The organism is Klebsiella sp. P1CD1, assembly GCF_003790505.1.
Taxonomy (GTDB): domain Bacteria; phylum Pseudomonadota; class Gammaproteobacteria; order Enterobacterales; family Enterobacteriaceae; genus Klebsiella; species Klebsiella variicola.
Genome location: NZ_CP033631.1, coordinates 626613 through 643414, shown reverse-complemented (window position 1 = coordinate 643414; position 16802 = coordinate 626613). Strand labels below are relative to the sequence as shown.

Below are 16802 nucleotides of genomic sequence, written 5' to 3'. Positions count from 1 at the left end.
TTGCCACGGTTTATGCCTTATTATTTTCTCCTGGAATAACTTTCATTTTTAAATTTCCCTATCGTAATGTCAAACCGCGGCTGAACTTCCATCTTGCCATAAATAAATTAATTAATATTAATCATATAGTTACAAAGAAAGCGCTTCCCTGCTAAAACTTTAAAAAAGAAATATTAAAAATATTATTAACTTTCATTTTAAAAATCAATTCATCATTGTGTGCGGTGGATCACACCTAAAAGTCGAGACGATCGTTACATTACTTTCAAATTGAAGGTTATTTAATGTAAATAACTTACAAATTGAAAAGAGGACTAAAATGTACATCATTTCCAGTAAAAACATGCTGTTAAAAGCTCAACGACAGGGTTATGCCGTGCCGGCTTTCAATATCCATAACCTCGAAACCATGCAGGTCGTCGTTGAAACGGCGGCTGAATTACGCTCTCCCTTGATCCTTGCCGGCACGCCCGGTACCTACAGCTATGCCGGCACCGGCAACGTGGTGGCGATCGCCCGCGATCTGGCGAAAAAGTGGGATCTCCCGCTCGCCCTGCACCTCGATCATCACGAGGATCTGGCTGATATCACGCGCAAAGTCCAGGCAGGGATCCGCTCGGTCATGATCGATGGCTCTCACTCACCGTTCGAGGAAAATGTGGCACTGGTAAAAAGCGTGGTGGAGTTGAGCCACCGCTATGATGCCAGCGTAGAAGCCGAGCTGGGCCGTCTGGGCGGAATCGAAGACGATCTGGTGGTCGATGCTAAAGATGCGCTCTATACCAACCCCGAACAGGCCCGTGAATTTGTCGCTCGTACCGGTATTGATTCGCTGGCCGTCGCCATCGGTACCGCTCACGGTCTTTACACCGCCGAACCGAAGCTTGATTTTGAGCGCCTGGCGGCTATTCGCGACTGCGTTGATGTTCCACTGGTTCTGCACGGCGCTTCCGGCCTGCCGGATAGTGATATTCGCCACGCCATTTCTCTGGGCGTATGCAAAGTCAACGTCGCCACCGAACTTAAAATCGCCTTCTCGGATGCACTGAAAGCCTACTTCCTGGAAAATCCGGGCGCCAACGATCCTCGTCACTATATGAAACCGGCGAAAGCGGCAATGAAAGAGGTCGTTCGCAAAGTCATTCACGTCTGTGGCTGCGAAGGACAACTGTAATCAGCGGATCGAAGGAGCCTTGTCGTGATCCACACCCTGACACTGAACACCGCGATTGATATGAATATCTTTTGCGATCCGCTCCAGCCGGCGGCAGTCAACCGCACCCGGCAGACGGAATATTGCCCGAATGGTAAAGGGGTTAACGTCTCGCTGGTATTACATCATTACCAGCAGCCAACCCATGTTATGGGCATATTCGGCGGTTTTACCGGCCGCTATATCGTTGAGGAACTACGCAAACAACATATTAACGTCACGCCGGCATGGGTCGCTGAACCCACCCGTATTAATATCTTTATTAACGACGGCAGAGATGAATATAAACTGGTAAATCCCGGCGCGCGGATTAACGATGAAGGGAAAGAACAAATTCTTCATCATTTACAGTGCGTCACGCCTGGTGATTATTTAGTTATCAGCGGCAGTCTGCCACCGGGAATAGAGAGCCGGTTCTATAGCGAGATTCTGGTGCTGTGTCAGCAAAAAGGGTGTGAAGTCATCTTAGATATCAGCCACCCGGTGCTGCGCCAGCTTTTGGAGTGGCATCCGCTATTGATTAAACCCAATGACGACGAGCTGAACGAGATCTTTGGTCTGGATGTCAGCAGCCCCCAGCGGGTACGCGAAGCAATGCAAACGCTCCACCAGCTTGGGGCTCGCAATGTTCTGCTGACCCTTGGCGCACAAGGGCTCTATTTTTCGAACGGCGAGCAACTGTGGTTCTGCTCGGCACCGAAAATCGAACTGGTCAGCTCGGCCTGCGCCGGCGATGCCGCGCTGGGCGCGTTCCTCAGCCGATGGCTTAACGCAGGCGATATTCCTCAGGCGCTGGCGCTGGCCAGCGCCACCGGCGCCGATGTTGCCGCCTCCGCCGGGCTTGGCAAATTAAACCGTACGCAAGAATTATTACAACAACTTCAGATCGTCCAATTATAAAGGTCCGATTATGAAAAAAATTATTGCCGTTACCGGCTGCCCTACAGGTATTGCTCATACATTTATGGCTGAAGAGGCCTTAAAAACCGCAGCGAAAAAATTAAACGTTGAAATAAAAGTCGAAACCAATGGCGCTTCCGGCGTAGAAAATGCCATTACGCCGGAAGACCTGACGGATATTTATGGTGTGATTATCGCTGCCGATAAAGATGTTAATGCCGAACGTTTTAATGGCTTACCGGTTATTGAGGTGCCAGTTAAAGAAGCCATTCACCATCCGGCGGAATTAATTAATAAAGTTGTTAACGGTCAGGCGCAGCGTCGCCAGGGACACTCCGCGACGACGGATCTCGCCGAGAAATATGAGCGAGAATCGTTCGGCCGACAGATTTACAAACATCTGATGAGCGGTGTTTCCAACATGCTGCCGTTCGTTGTCGCCGGCGGGATCTTAATCGCCGTTTCTTTCCTGTGGGGCATCTACTCCGCCGATCCGAATTCACCGCAGTATAACGTGGTTGCCGCCACCCTGATGAAAGTCGGTCAGCAGGCGTTCTCGATCATGGTGCCGGTGTTTACCGCCTACATTGCCTGGTCGATATCTGGCCGCCCGGGCATGGTCGCCGGTTTTGTCGGCGGCCTGCTGGCGAACGCCACCGGCGCCGGGTTCCTCGGTGGGATCATCGCCGGTTTTGCCGCCGGGTATTTTATGCTGCTGATCCGTCATCTGCTCGACGGTCTGCCGCGCCAGTACGAAGGGCTGAAGTCGATCTTCATTATGCCGCTGATCGGCGTCCTGGTGATTGGCGTGATGATGGTCCTGCTCGGCCAGCCAGTGGCAGCGATCAACAATGGCATGATGAACTGGCTCAGCTCTCTGCAGGAAGCCAACCCCATCCTGCTGGGGATCGTGGTCGGCGCAATGTGCTCCTTCGACTTCGGCGGGCCGGTCAACAAAGCGGCCTATGTCACCGGTACGCTACTGCTGGGGCAAGGTAACTATTTCTTTATGGCCGGTGTGTCTGCCGCCTGCATCACGCCGCCGCTGGTCATCGCTCTGGCGACCACGTTCTTTCCGAAAGGCTTTAGCGAGGAGGAACGCGCCGCCGGGATGGTCAACTATATCCTCGGCTGCACACACATTACCGAAGGTGCGATTCCCTTTGCCGCCAAGGATCCGCTGCGGGTGATCCCGATGATGATGATCGCCTCATCAATTTCTGCGGTACTCAGCTACAGCCTGCATATTCAGGTTCCAGCACCGCACGGCGGCTTCTTAATCCTGCCGCTGGTCAGTAAACCGTTGATGTGGGTGCTGTGCATTCTCGCCGGTTCCGCCTGCGGGGCACTTATGCTGGGATGCTGGCGGCTATGGCAGAAACGCACTGACAAAGCGACAGCCCTTGCTGGCGCCATGAAATAAGGAGCAAGCTATGCAACTGACTTCTGCCGATATTGGTTTCGATCGTCAGGTCAAAACGAAAGACGAGGCGCTACAACGTGTCGTTGCAGCCCTGACTGAGGCCGGACATACGCAAGCAGCCTATCTACAAGGCATGCGCGAGCGCGAGGGGCAAATCAGCACCTATCTGGGCAACGGCATCGCTATTCCCCACGGCACGCCGCACAGTCGCGACGCAGTGCTCAAAACGGGTGTTAAGGTGCTGGCTTGTCCGCAGGGGGTTGACTGGGGTGAGGAGCAAACCGCCTATCTGATTGTCGGTATCGCGGCTCAGGACAACGAGCATCTCGATATTTTGCGCCAACTCACCCATGCCCTGGGCGATGATCGGGTGCCTGACGCGCTTACGCGCGCCGATACCCCCCAGGCGGTGCTGGAAATTCTCGCTGGTGATATCCCTCTGCCAGCAGGCGAAGAACCACAACCCGCGCCGCACTTTGACGAAGAGGCCACCTTTACCCTGCGCAATCCGCACGGTCTTCATGCCCGCCCCAGTGCGGTGCTGGTGAAAGCCGTCAAGCAGTGGCGATCGCAAATCCAGGTCGAAAACCTTGATACGCGCTCCGCCATTGTTGATGCCAAAAATCTGATGCGCGTCGTATCACTGGGCGCCAAACAGGGTCATCGTCTGCACTTTATGGCCAGCGGCAACGATGCGCAGCAGGCGTTAAAAGCCATTGGCGACGCTTTTAACGCCGGTCTCGGCGAAATCGCCGCCCAGCCGCAGCAGGCCACTCAGGAAGCCGTCAAAACGAAACGTAGCTGGCTTTCCCAACTATTTAGTTAATTTTCAACAAATTAAAAACGCCCTGTCTTTCTGGCCAGGGCGTTTTTGTCTTGAAAGACGATACCTTTCACTGCGTTACACGACTATTTATCGATGCAGATCACAATTCAAAACAAAGCCATTTGCGACCAAAACAAAACATAACGAATATATTCGAAAGAAAACGGAGGTTGTAAATGAAAGACATTATCTCTCGCCATAAGTCCGGCGAACACATCGGCATCTGTTCAGTTTGTTCAGCGCATCCGCTGGTTATCGAAGCGGCGTTACGTTTCGATCTGTCGACTAACAACAAGGTGCTGATCGAAGCGACATCCAACCAGGTGAATCAGTTTGGCGGCTACACCGGCATGCAGCCGGCCGATTTCCGTGACTTCGTCTACAACATTGCCCGTACCGTCGGTTTCCCGGCTGAACGTATTATTCTTGGCGGCGATCATCTGGGCCCGAACTGTTGGCAAGACGAACCGGCCGCCGTGGCGATGGAAAAATCTGTCGACCTCATCAAGGCCTACGTCGCGGCCGGCTTTAGCAAAATCCATCTCGATGCGTCAATGTCCTGTGCTGACGATCCGGTGCCTTTGGATCCTGGTGTGGTTGCTGAGCGCGCCGCTCGCCTGTGTCAGGCTGCCGAAGAGACCGCCAGCGCTGAGCAAAAGCGCCACCTGACCTACGTCATCGGGACCGAAGTTCCGGTGCCCGGCGGCGAGGCCTGCACCATCGGCAGCGTACATGTCACCCGGGCGCAGGATGCCGCGGCGACACTCGAAACCCATGAGGCTGCTTTCCGTAAGCTGGGACTCGAGGCTGCGCTGGAGCGAGTTATCGCTATCGTCGTGCAGCCTGGGGTGGAGTTCGACCATACGCAAATCATTCATTACCAGCCGCAGGAAGCGAAAGCGCTTTCCGCCTGGATCGAAAGTACCCCGATGGTCTACGAAGCGCACTCCACCGACTACCAAACTCGCCAGGCTTATCGCGCGCTGGTTCGCGACCACTTCGCCATCCTGAAAGTCGGCCCGGCGCTCACCTTTGCCCTGCGTGAAGCCATCTTTGCCCTCGCCCAAATGGAAAATGAGCTGATCGCCCCGGAGTCTCGCAGTCGCGTGATGGAGGTGATCGACGAAGTGATGCTTAACGAACCCGGCTACTGGAAAAAATACTATCGCCCCACCTGGAGCCAGGCGATGGTCGATATCCACTTCAGTCTTTCCGACCGTATCCGTTATTACTGGCCGCATCCGCGTATTCGCCAGAGCGTTGAGAAACTTATCGCTAATCTGACCGACGCTAAGCTGCCGCTGGGGCTTATCAGCCAGTATATGCCGGTGCAGTTTGAACGACTGTCGCTGAATGCACTGAACGCCGAGCCGCACGCGCTGATCCTCGACAAAATCCAGGATGTTCTGCGTGCCTACCGCTACGGCTGTTCTTCTGAAATCGCCTGAAGTTAAGAGGATATATGAGTCAACTGTTTGTTCGTACCGGCATTCATTTCAGTTCCAGCCAGCAGGCGCTGGAACACATTGGCGCAGAGATGCTGGCGCGAGGCGTCGTACACGACAGCTATCCCGCCGCCCTGCTCGAACGCGAAGCGACTTTTCCCACCGGCATCGCCCTGGAGCAGCATGCTGTCGCTATCCCGCACTGTGAAGCCGTCCACGCCAAATCGCCGGCCATTTACCTGATTCGTCCGGATGCGCCGGTTCCTTTTCAGCGCGCTGATGACGACGGCGAAATCGACGTTTCGCTCATCATCGCGCTGATTGTTGAAAACCCGGCGGCACAGCTGAAGCTACTGCGCCGGTTATTTAGTGAGCTACAAAATCCGCACACGCTGGAGGCACTGCTCGCCGCTTCCGACGATCAGCTGCCGGTGCGGTTCCAGCAATTTATCCTTGAGCCTGAGCTTAACGCCGTGGCTTCATAAGATACTGATAATAAAAGGGGTACCCTATGAAACGTAAAGTTATCGTCGCCTGCGGCGGTGCCGTCGCCACCTCCACGATGGCGGCTGAAGAGATTAAAGAGCTGTGTGCAGACCACAATATTGAACTGGATTTGGTGCAGTGCCGGGTCAATGAAATCGAAACCTACATGGACGGGGCGGACCTGATCTGCACCACCGCGCGCGTGGAGCGGACCTTTGGCGACATTCCGGTGGTACACGGCATGCCATTCGTTTCGGGCGTCGGCATTGAAGCCTTACAACAGAAAATCCTCGGCATCCTCGCGGAGTAAACGCCATGTTTAGCGAAATCATGCGTTATATCCTCGATCTCGGTCCGACGGTGATGCTGCCGATCGTGATCATTATTTTCTCCAAGTTACTGGGGATGAAGCTCGGGGATTGTTTCAAATCTGGTCTGCATATCGGGATCGGTTTCGTCGGTATCGGCCTGGTCATTGGCCTGATGCTCGACTCCATCGGCCCGGCGGCAAAGGCGATGGCGGAGCATTTCCAGATTAATCTTCACGTGATCGATATCGGTTGGCCGGGTTCATCACCGATGACCTGGGCGTCGCAAATCGCCCTGGTGGCGATCCCGGTGGCCATCGTGGTTAATATCGTGATGCTGGTTACCCGTATGACCCGCGTAGTGAATGTCGATATCTGGAACATCTGGCATATGACCTTTACCGGCGCGATGCTGCATATCGCTACCGGATCGTACTGGATAGGTATTCTCGGCGTGGTAGTGCATGCCGCCTTTGTGTATAAGCTGGGCGACTGGTTTGCCAAAGATACCCGCGATTTCTTTGGCCTCGAGGGTATTGCGATCCCGCATGGCAGTTCGGCGTATTTAGGGCCGGTTGCCGTGCTTGTCGATACCATCATCGACAAGATCCCCGGTCTTAACCGTATTCACTTTAGCGCCGATGATATCCAGAAACGCTTCGGTCCCTTCGGTGAACCGGTTACCGTTGGCTTCGTCATGGGCCTTGTGATTGGCGCGCTGGCGGGTTACGACCTGAAGAGCATTCTCCAGCTTGCGGTGAAAACCGCAGCGGTGATGCTGCTGATGCCACGGGTGATCAAACCGATTATGGATGGCCTCACACCGATAGCCAAACAGGCGCGTAAACGTCTGCAGGCCAAATTCGGCGGCCAGGAATTTCTGATTGGTCTCGACCCGGCGCTGCTGCTCGGTCATACCTCGGTGGTCTCCGCCAGCCTGATCTTCATCCCGCTGACCATTCTTATCGCCGTCGTGGTTCCTGGCAACCAGGTCCTGCCGTTTGGCGACCTGGCCACCATCGGCTTCTTCGTGGCGATGGCAGTCGCGGTACATCAAGGGAACCTGTTCCGCACATTGATTTCCGGGGTCATCATTATGGGTATCACCCTATGGATCGCCACCCAGACCATAGGCCTGCACACCCAGCTGGCGGCAAACGCCGGGGCCCTGAAAGCCGGCGGTATGGTGGCCTCAATGGACCAGGGCGGTTCACCGATTACCTGGCTGCTGATCCAGCTCTTTACCTGGCAGAACGTGGTGGGCTTCGCGGTCATCGGCATTATCTATCTGACTGGCGTTCTGCTGACCTGGCGTCGTGCCCGTCGCTTCATCGCGGTGGAAAAAGCAGAAAAAAGCGCTGCCCCACAACAAAGTACAGGCATGTCTTGATCTAAAAGGGGAGCGGTCGCTCCCCTGAATCTTATAGCTGGAGAATGTTATGAAATCAGTGGTAATCCATGCTGAGGGGAACGTCTGCGTTGAAGAACGCCCTATCCCTACGCTGCAAACGGAAAACGATGTCCTGGTCAAAGTGGTCAGTTCCGGATTATGCGGCTCCGACATCCCGCGCATTTTCGCCAAAGGCGCGCATTACTACCCTATTACGCTGGGGCACGAATTCAGCGGCTATGTGGAATCCTACGGCGCGGCGGTAACTGATCTGCAGCCCGGCGATGCCGTCGCCTGCGTGCCACTGCTGCCCTGCTTTCAGTGTCCGCAGTGCCAGCGCGAGTATTTCTCTTTATGTAAACAATATCAGTTTGTCGGCTCACGCAGCGAAGGTGGCAACGCCGAATATGTGGTGGTGAAGCGCGCCAACCTGTTCCGCCTGCCGGATCAGATGCCGATTGATGACGGCGCGTTTATCGAGCCGATAACCGTTGGCCTCCACGCCTTCCACCTGGCGCAGGGTTGCGAAGGTAAAAACGTGATTATTATCGGTGCGGGCACCATTGGCCTGCTGGCATTACAGTGCGCCCGCGAACTGGGCGCCAACAGCGTCACGGCGATCGATATCAATCCTCAGAAACTGGAGCTGGCCAAAGCCCTTGGCGCAACCCGAGTGTTCAACAGCCGCGAAATGAGCGGCCAGGCGATTCAGCAGGCGCTGGAAGCCATTCAGTTCGACCAGTTAGTCCTTGAGACCGCCGGCACGCCGCAGACCGTCACGCTGGCGATTGAGGCCGCCGGTCCGCGGGCGCAGTTGGCGCTGGTCGGCACGCTTCATCACGATTTAACCCTCCCGGCCGCCACCTTCGGGCAGATCCTGCGTAAAGAGTTGAATATTGTCGGTAGCTGGATGAATTACTCTGGTCCGTGGCCAGGAGAAGAGTGGCAAACGGCCACCCGCCTGCTGACAGAAAAACGCCTGCAGCTGGCACCGCTAATAGCCCACCGCGGTGACGCGGAGAGCTTTGCGCGTGAAGTTCAGGCGCTAAACGGCGCACCGATGCAGGGTAAAATCCTGCTCAAACTCTCCTGACTGCATGAGCCAGCCCTGAGGGCTGGCTCATGTAACCTTTCGAAAATTATCGTTCAACTTTCGTTATCCTTCGATTACACTGAGATGAGTTAATTATCAGGCAAATCAAGATGAACTCATTTGAACGAAGGAACAAAATTGTCGATATGGTGAATACGCAGGGCAGCGTATTGGTTCTAGACCTTTCGAATCTCTTTGGCATCTCTGAGGTAACGATCCGTGCCGATCTTCGCTTACTGGAAGAAAAAGGGCTGTTAACCCGCTTTCACGGCGGCGCCGCCCGCGCGGGCAGCGACCTGACCGACGCAGAGAATCAGGAAGTGGTGCTGGAAGACCGTTATCAGCTTGCCAGCGATCCCAAAAAGCGCATCGCCCAGGCCGCGGTAGCCATGATCCGTGAAGGTATGACGGTGATCCTCGATAGCGGCAGCACCACCCTGCTGATTGCCGAGGCACTGGTGCGGATGACCAATATCACCGTCATCACCAACAGCCTGCCCGCCGCGTTTACCCTGGCGGAAAATAAAGATATCACCCTGGTGGTTTGCGGCGGCACCGTGCGGCATAAAACGCACTCCATGCACGGGACGATTGCCGAACGTTCTCTGCAGGGAATCTGCGCCGATTTGATGTTTGTCGGCGCCGACGGTATCGACGCCACCAACGGTATCACCACCTTTAACGAAGGTTACTCCATCAGCAGCGTGATGGCCGCCGCCGCGCATCAGGTGATCGCCGTGCTCGACGCCAGCAAATTCAATCGCCGGGGCTTTAACCAGGTACTGCCGATGGAAAAGATAGACTGCGTAATCACCGATGACGGTATCAGTGAAAATGACCGCGCAGCGTTAAGCAGCAAGAAGGTGGAACTGAAGATAGTGTGATTGCACGCTGAGTGGAACACCATGGCTGCTGGTTCTACTTAACCAGCCAGCTTCCACCTTTTTTAGCGCCTATGCGAATCAATCTCCCTTTCGCCTGTAGCCCTTGCAGATGGCGCTCAACCGTACGTGCTGATATCCCCAAGATCTCCGCCAGCGCTCTCGCCGTCAATTCCGGGTTTCCGGTTAGCAAACGCAAAATTGCGTTTTCCGGTGGAACTACTTTAACGTCGATTTCTTCCGACATTTCTTCCGACATTTCTTCCGACATTTCTTCCGACACGACGAATGAAGTCTCCAGACCTTCTTTCAGCGCCGCCAGGATATTTTGCAACATCCAGGTCACGAATAGCGTGCAATCACTGGTTTTGTCACAAACACCTAAAATGTCGTAATAACGTTCTTGCTGATGGTGGATCAGCGTTTCAACGGGCAGCCAGGCCAATTCCTGACGCCACTGGCTTAGAATCAACGTCTGCCATAAACGCCCCATCCGACCATTGCCATCAGCGAAAGGGTGAATGAACTCAAACTCATAGTGGAAAACTGAACTGGCAATCAAAGGATGAAGCTCGGTGTGTTCCAGCCAGCTGAGTAAATCAGCGATCAATCTTGGGACTTGAGCAGCAGGTGGAGCCATATGTACCACCTGCGTACCGCGATAAATGCCGACGTTTCCGCCACGTAAAGCGCCAGGACGATCAACCAGCCCTGTCATCAGCGTTTTATGCGCCGTCAGAAGATCCCTAATATTTGCCGCATGCCATCCGGGCATTAATTCATAAGCACGAATGGCATTTCTCACTTCCTGAATATCCTTAGCCGGCGCGAGAACCCGTTTGCCTTCCAGCAGCGCCGTTACCTGTTCCATGCTCAGGCTATTATGTTCAATCGCGAGTGACGCCTGAATAGTACGAATGCGGTTTTCTTTACGCAGCAACGGCGATGTTTGTCCACGTTTCGCCGACCAATGCCCAAGCAATTCCCCAATCTCAACGACAAGGTTGAGGACCGTGGGTGTGATGCTAAACGGCGGTTGGTAACGGCTCATCGCTTACTCCCCCTGCTGCTCCAGGGCGTACTTATACAACGCATTTTTCTTCACGCCGTGGATCTCCGCGGCCAGCGCGGCGGCTTTCTTCAGCGGCAGCTCCGCTTGCAGCAGCGCCAGGGTACGCAGCGCGGCTGCCGGCAGCGCCTCTTCCTGGGCCTTAAAGCCTTCGACAATCAACACCATCTCGCCTTTGCGGCGGTTTTCGTCTTCCTTCACCCACGCCACCAGCTCGCCAATCGGCGCGCCGTGGATAGACTCCCAGGTTTTGGTCAGCTCGCGGGCCAGCACCACGTAGCGGGATTCTCCCAGTACCGCGCAGATATCTTCCAGACTCTCCACCAGACGGTGCGTTGACTCATAGAAGATGAGAGTGCGCGGTTCTTCTTCCAGCGCCTTCAGGGTATCGCGGCGGCCTTTCGATTTCGCCGGCAGGAAGCCTTCATAGCAGAAACGGTCGGAAGGCAGACCGGCGGCGCTCAGGGCGGCGATGGCCGCACAGGGACCCGGCAGCGGCACCACGCGAATATTCGCTTCTCGGCAGGTGCGCACCAGATGATAGCCAGGGTCGTTAATCAGCGGCGTGCCGGCATCGGAGACCAGCGCGATGTTTTGCCCTTCTTTCAGTTTAGCGAGAAGTGTTTCCGCCTTTTGCTGCTCGTTATGGTCGTGAAGCGCAAATAAGCGGGCGTTAATCGCAAAATGTTGCAGCAGCAAACCGGTGTGGCGGGTATCTTCCGCAGCAATTAAATCAACAGCTTGCAACACTTCCAGTGCGCGCTGCGTGATATCAGACAGATTCCCTATCGGAGTGGGCACAATATAGAGCTGCCCCTGAGAATTATCCGCTGATTCGTGTTGTTTCATTGTCTCGTCCGTATTGCCGATTTAATATTGAGCATTGAGCCAAAAAAATATCACTGGACACTTATGGTACCGTCAACATTTCTTCGTTCTAAGCCCGCGCGCTGTCTGCCCGTATTGCTGGCGACGCTTCTTTTTGCTGGCTGCGGCACCCACACGCAGGATCAAAGCACGGCGTTTATGCAGGGTACATCGCAGGCCAACTCCAGTTTCTACCTACAGCAGATGCAGCAAAGCACGAATGATAGCAAGACCAACTGGCAATTACTCGCCATTCGTGCACTGCTGCAGGAAGGGAAGAAGCAGCAGGCCATCGACCTGTACAACCAGCTGCCGTCGAACCTGAACAGCACCCAGGCCCGTGAACAGTCGCTGCTGGCGGTGGAAGTGAAGCTGGCGCAAAACGACTATCAGGGCGCTCGTACTCTGCTGGCAAAGCTCGACCCGACAAGCCTGGATCAACCCCAGCAGGCGCGCTACTGGCAGGCGCAAATCGATGCCAGCCAGGGCAAACCATCGCTGACCCTGCTGCGCGCCTTAATCGCCCAGCAGCCGCTGCTGAGCGACGCGAAACAGCGTCAGAAAAATATTGATGCGACGTGGCAAGCGCTCACCTCGATGCCCCAGGACCAGGCCAATGCGCTGGTGATCAACGCCGATGAAAATACCCTCCAGGGCTGGCTGGATCTGCAGCGGATGTGGTTTGACAACCGCAACGATCCGACGCTGCTGAAAGCAGGCGTTAAAGACTGGCAGACGCGCTATCCGCAAAATCCGGGCGCCAAAATGCTGCCGACGGCGCTGGTGAACATGCAAAACTATAAGCCCGCGTCCACCAACAAGATTGCGCTTTTTCTGCCGCTGAACGGTCAGGCGTCGATCTTCGGCCGCACTATCCAGCAGGGCTTTGAAGCCGCCAAAAATGGTGCGCCGTCGGTGACGGGTAGCGCGGTTCCCGCGCAGGTTGCCCAGGCGGCGAATGTCTCCGGTAATGATGATGTAGTGAGTCCGTCGCAGGCAGAAGTCAGCGATCTAACCGCCACCGGAAGCCGCGCTGAACCGGTGCAAGCCCCGGCACAAGACCAGGCGGCGCCTGCCGCGGAACCTACAGCCCAGGCGCCGGCAGCGTCCGCCACGCCGCAGACCACCGCTTCCCCGGTCACTCAGCCGGTCACCGCCCCGACCGCACAGCCTCAGCCCGCAGTCGCCAGCGCCGCCAACCCCTCTGCGGAACTGAAAATTTACGACACCACCAGCCAGCCCATCAGTCAGTTGCTTGCCCAGGCTCAGCAGGATGGCGCCACTTTAGTCGTCGGGCCGCTGCTGAAAGAGAACGTGGATGATGTGATTAAGAGCAACACGCCGCTCAATGTGCTGGCCCTCAACCAGCCGGAGAAAGTCGAAAGCCGCGCTAACCTCTGCTATTTCGCGCTTTCCCCTGAAGACGAAGCGCGTGACGCGGCCCGACATATCCACCAACAGGGCAAGCAGACGCCACTGCTGCTGGTTCCGCGCGGTGCGCTGGGCGATCGCGTGGTTAGCGCGTTTGCCGACGAATGGCTGAAGCTGGGCGGCGCCAGCGTCCTGCAGCAGCGTTTTGGATCCACGGCCGAGCTGCGCGCCAGCGTCAACGGCGGAGGGGGCATTGCGCTGACCGGCACCCCGGTCTCCACCCTGCCTTCGGCCCAGAACAGTTCCCTCGGCAGTGCGGATGAGATGCCGGTGAGCAGCGGCGGCAGCGTGGACGCCGCCTATATCCTCGCCACCCCGGAACAGATTGCCTATATCAAACCCATGATCGCCATGCGCAACGGCAGTCAAAACAATGTCACCCTGTACGCCAGCTCGCGCAGCGCCCAGGGCACCGCAGGGCCGGATTTCCGTCTGGAGATGGAAGGGCTGCAGTATAGTGAGATCCCGATGCTGGCCGGCAGCAACCCGGCGCTGATGCAGCAGGCGCTGTCCGCTGTACGTAATGACTACTCGCTGGCGCGCCTGTATGCCATGGGGGCTGACGCCTGGTCACTGGCGAACCACTTCACGCAAATGCGCCAAACGCCGGGCTTCGAGCTGAACGGCAATACCGGCGATCTGACGGCCACCCAGGACTGCGTGATTAACAGGAAACTGTCATGGCTCAAGTACCAGCAGGGAAAAATCGTTCCGGCCAGCTAAGCAAACAGACTGGCGATGCCTGGGAAAACCAGGCTCGCCGCTGGCTGGAAGGCCAGGGCCTGCGTTTTATCGCCGCCAATGCCCGCGAGCGTGGCGGCGAAATTGACCTCATCATGCGCGACGGCGCCGTCACCGTTTTTGTCGAGGTGCGCTACCGCCGTAGCGCCCGGTACGGTGACGCGGCGGCCAGCGTCACCCCGCAAAAACAACAACGACTGCTTAAAGCCGCCCGTTTGTGGCTCTGCCGACAGAATGGGAGCTTTGAGACTGTGGATTGCCGTTTCGATGTGGTAGCCTTCACCGGAAACGACATCCAATGGCTAAAAAACGCCTTTGGCGAATAGCGTAATACCAGAAGTAAGGGATCCCGTGCTCGACAGAATCAAAGCCTGCTTTACCGAAAGCATTCAAACCCAAATTGCCGCAGCGGAAGCACTCCCGGACGCCATCTCCCGGGCGGCGATGACGCTCGTGCAGTCCCTGCTCAACGGCAACAAAATCCTCTGTTGTGGTAATGGCACCTCCGCCGCCAACGCACAGCATTTTGCTGCCAGCATGATTAATCGTTTTGAAACGGAACGCCCTGGTTTACCCGCCATTGCACTTAATACCGATAATGTGGTCTTAACCGCCATCGCCAACGATCGCCTGCATGACGAGATCTACGCCAAGCAGGTGCGCGCTCTGGGACACGCCGGCGATGTGCTGCTGGCGATCTCTACGCGCGGTAACAGCCGGGATATCGTCAAAGCGGTGGAAGCCGCTGTGACTCGCGACATGACTATCGTCGCGTTAACCGGCTATGACGGCGGTGAGCTGGCTGGCCTCTTAGGTCAGCAGGATGTCGAAATCCGCATCCCCTCGCATCGCAGCGCGCGTATTCAGGAGATGCATATGCTAACCGTCAACTGTCTGTGCGATTTGATAGATAACACCCTTTTTCCACACCAGGACGATTAAGGAGAACACATGAAGGCTCTCTCGCCCCTCGCCATCCTGCTTTCTGCACTATTGCTGCAGGGCTGCGTTGCCGCCGCGGTAGTCGGAACGGCAGCTGTCGGCACTAAAGCCGCAACGGACCCGCGTACGGTGGGAACCCAGGTCGATGACAGCACCCTGGAACTGCGCGTCAATAGCGCCTTGTCGAAAGATGAACAGATTAAGAAACAGGCCCGCATCAACGTCACGGCTTATCAGGGCAAAGTCCTGCTGACCGGCCAGTCGCCGACGCCGGACCTCTCCGCCCGCGCCAAGCAAATCGCCATGGGCGTGGAAGGGACCACGGAAGTGTTTAATGAAGTGCGCCAGGGCCAGCCGATTGGTTTAGGGACCGCCTCGTCTGATACCTGGATTACCACCAAGGTGCGTTCGCAGCTGCTGAGCACCGATCAGGTCAAATCCTCGAACGTGAAGGTGACCACGGAAAACAGCGAAGTCTTCCTGATGGGGCTGGTGACCGAGCGCGAAGGCCGGGCGGCCGCGGATATTGCCAGCCGGGTGAGCGGCGTGTCCCGGGTGACTACCGCCTTTACCTACATCAAATAAACCTGCAGTCTCCCGGCTGGCGCTGCGCTTAGCCGGGCTACCGTCCCCTGTCCGTTGTGTGCCGGGTAAGGCGTAGCCGCCGCCCGGCAGCCAATCCGGCTATCCATACGTTTACGGCAAACTACACCAGCGCCAGCGCACCGACAATCGCCCCGCACAGCGCCACCAGTCCGCCCGTCAGCCACAGCGCTTTGGCCGGGAAGGCTTTGCGCAGCATAATCAGCGACGGCACGCTCACCGCCGGCAGAGTGATGAGCAGCGCCAGCGCGGGCGCTGTCCCCATGCCAGCCAGCATCATCGTCTGCACAATCGGAATTTCCGCCGCGGTAGGGATCACAAACAGGCAGCCGGCGATCGCCATCGCGATGACCCAGAACAACGTGTTATCCACCGCGCCATCGGCGTGCGGGAACAGCCAGACCCGCGCCGCTCCCAGCACCAGTACCGCGAGGATATAAACCGGGATCGTGTTCCAGAACAGGGTCCACAGCGCCCGCAGCCAGCGGCTAAAGAAGCTGTCTCTGGCCGCTTCAGACGGTGCAGCAGGCACCGCTACCGGCTGCGTCGCCGCCTCTTTCACCCATTTCTGCACCAGGGTCGCAACAATCAGCACCGTCGCCAGGCCAGCGACCAGGCGAACCAGCGCAAACTGCCAGCCCAGGACAAAGCCCATAAACACCAGTGTCGCCGGGTTGAGCAGCGGGTTACCCATCCAGAACGCCAGCGCCCCGCCCATCGACACCTGTTGTTTTCGCATGCCGGCCGCGACCGGCGCGGCGCAGCAGGTGCACATCATGCCAGGCAGTGAAAAAATCGCCCCCAGCAGCGTGCCCTGAAAACGCGATTGTCCCAGGGTGCGCAGCAGCCAATCGCGCGGGATGAGCACCTGAATCAGCGACCCGAGCAGCACGCCGAGCACTGCCGCTTTCCAGACGGCGAGGAAGTAAACCATCGCATAGTCCCACGCGGCTTTCAGCGGATTGGCGTCGGCCTGGGCGAGAATGGATTTACCGATACTGTGGGTTTCCGCGGCGGTGAAGGCTTTCCCGTAATAGGGCTGCCATTTGACGAACCACAGGCCGACAATCACGACGAGAAAGAAAAGCGCGGGTTTCCACCATTGAAACGGTGACGCCGCCTGAGATGAAGACTGACCAGTCATAGCATTCCCCAGCAAGAAATGTGGATATGAATTGAAGCCG

At 56.5% G+C, this 16802-nt stretch carries 17 protein-coding genes; 14 read left to right on the top strand and 3 right to left on the bottom strand.

The genetic code is table 11. The annotated features are described in order from the left end of the window. Positions 1-319 precede the first annotated feature (319 nt). The 10 genes from DTA24_RS03215 to DTA24_RS03170 all read left to right on the top strand — a co-directional run bounded on the left by DTA24_RS03215 (position 320) and on the right by DTA24_RS03170 (position 9968). Positions 320-1174, top strand: coding sequence for a tagatose bisphosphate family class II aldolase (locus DTA24_RS03215; protein ID WP_012967180.1), 855 nt, complete (start codon positions 320-322; stop codon positions 1172-1174). A 24-nt stretch (positions 1175-1198) separates the two neighbouring features. Next, the gene (gene pfkB / locus DTA24_RS03210; protein ID WP_008806604.1) at positions 1199-2113 is read left to right on the top strand and encodes a 1-phosphofructokinase; all 915 of its coding nucleotides are present in this window, start codon (positions 1199-1201) and stop codon (positions 2111-2113) included. Between the two features lie 10 nt (positions 2114-2123). Beyond that, a complete protein-coding gene (locus DTA24_RS03205; protein ID WP_008806605.1) occupies positions 2124-3536 on the top strand; it encodes a PTS fructose transporter subunit IIC in 1413 nt (470 codons plus the stop codon). Positions 3537-3546: 10 nt separating this feature from the next. Then, positions 3547-4362: an HPr family phosphocarrier protein gene (locus DTA24_RS03200; protein ID WP_123836548.1), complete on the top strand. Its 816-nt coding sequence runs from the start codon at positions 3547-3549 to the stop codon at positions 4360-4362. 176 nt (positions 4363-4538) lie between these two features. Next, on the top strand, positions 4539-5810 hold the full coding sequence (gene gatZ, locus DTA24_RS03195; protein WP_022066327.1) for a tagatose-bisphosphate aldolase subunit GatZ: 1272 nt from the start codon (positions 4539-4541) through the stop codon (positions 5808-5810). Between the two features lie 14 nt (positions 5811-5824). Further along, on the top strand, positions 5825-6292 hold the full coding sequence (gatA, locus tag DTA24_RS03190; RefSeq protein WP_008806608.1) for a PTS galactitol transporter subunit IIA: 468 nt from the start codon (positions 5825-5827) through the stop codon (positions 6290-6292). Between the two features lie 26 nt (positions 6293-6318). Continuing rightward, positions 6319-6603, top strand: coding sequence for a PTS galactitol transporter subunit IIB (gene gatB, locus DTA24_RS03185; RefSeq protein WP_002918119.1), 285 nt, complete (start codon positions 6319-6321; stop codon positions 6601-6603). A 5-nt stretch (positions 6604-6608) separates the two neighbouring features. Then, positions 6609-7991 (top strand): galactitol-specific PTS transporter subunit IIC, encoded by a 1383-nt coding sequence (locus DTA24_RS03180; RefSeq protein WP_008806609.1) that lies wholly within the window; start codon positions 6609-6611, stop codon positions 7989-7991. 49 nt (positions 7992-8040) lie between these two features. Further along, positions 8041-9084, top strand: coding sequence for a galactitol-1-phosphate 5-dehydrogenase (gene gatD, locus DTA24_RS03175; protein WP_012967178.1), 1044 nt, complete (start codon positions 8041-8043; stop codon positions 9082-9084). Positions 9085-9194: 110 nt separating this feature from the next. After that, a complete protein-coding gene (locus tag DTA24_RS03170) occupies positions 9195-9968 on the top strand; it encodes a DeoR/GlpR family DNA-binding transcription regulator (RefSeq protein WP_008806611.1) in 774 nt (257 codons plus the stop codon). A gap of 34 nt (positions 9969-10002) precedes the next feature. Here DTA24_RS03170 and DTA24_RS03165 read toward each other — a convergent pair whose 3' ends face one another. Together DTA24_RS03165 and rsmI are read right to left on the bottom strand one after the other, a co-directional pair. Beyond that, a complete protein-coding gene (locus tag DTA24_RS03165) occupies positions 10003-10905 on the bottom strand; it encodes a Fic family protein (RefSeq protein WP_162550800.1) in 903 nt (300 codons plus the stop codon). 114 nt (positions 10906-11019) lie between these two features. After that, positions 11020-11883 carry a 16S rRNA (cytidine(1402)-2'-O)-methyltransferase gene (gene rsmI, locus DTA24_RS03160; protein ID WP_004144878.1) on the bottom strand — a complete coding sequence of 288 codons (864 nt, stop codon included), beginning with the start codon at positions 11881-11883 and terminating at the stop codon, positions 11020-11022. A 63-nt stretch (positions 11884-11946) separates the two neighbouring features. Here rsmI and DTA24_RS03155 point away from each other — a divergent pair, with 63 nt between their 5' ends. The 4 genes from DTA24_RS03155 to dolP are packed head-to-tail and all read left to right on the top strand — an operon-like array spanning position 11947 to position 15600. Beyond that, positions 11947-14055: a penicillin-binding protein activator gene (locus DTA24_RS03155; RefSeq protein ID WP_048964577.1), complete on the top strand. Its 2109-nt coding sequence runs from the start codon at positions 11947-11949 to the stop codon at positions 14053-14055. Further along, entirely contained in the window at positions 14013-14399 is a 387-nt protein-coding gene (locus tag DTA24_RS03150; protein WP_008806614.1) for a YraN family protein, read from the top strand. Before DTA24_RS03155 ends, DTA24_RS03150 begins: the two co-directional genes overlap by 43 nt. A gap of 25 nt (positions 14400-14424) precedes the next feature. Beyond that, entirely contained in the window at positions 14425-15015 is a 591-nt protein-coding gene (gene diaA, locus DTA24_RS03145; protein ID WP_002918211.1) for a DnaA initiator-associating protein DiaA, read from the top strand. Positions 15016-15024: 9 nt separating this feature from the next. Then, positions 15025-15600, top strand: coding sequence for a division/outer membrane stress-associated lipid-binding lipoprotein (gene dolP, locus DTA24_RS03140; RefSeq protein WP_008806615.1), 576 nt, complete (start codon positions 15025-15027; stop codon positions 15598-15600). A 121-nt stretch (positions 15601-15721) separates the two neighbouring features. On the opposite strand, the gene DTA24_RS03135 is transcribed toward dolP, so the two are convergent. After that, entirely contained in the window at positions 15722-16762 is a 1041-nt protein-coding gene (locus tag DTA24_RS03135) for a permease (protein WP_008806616.1), read from the bottom strand. Positions 16763-16802: the final 40 nt, after the last annotated feature.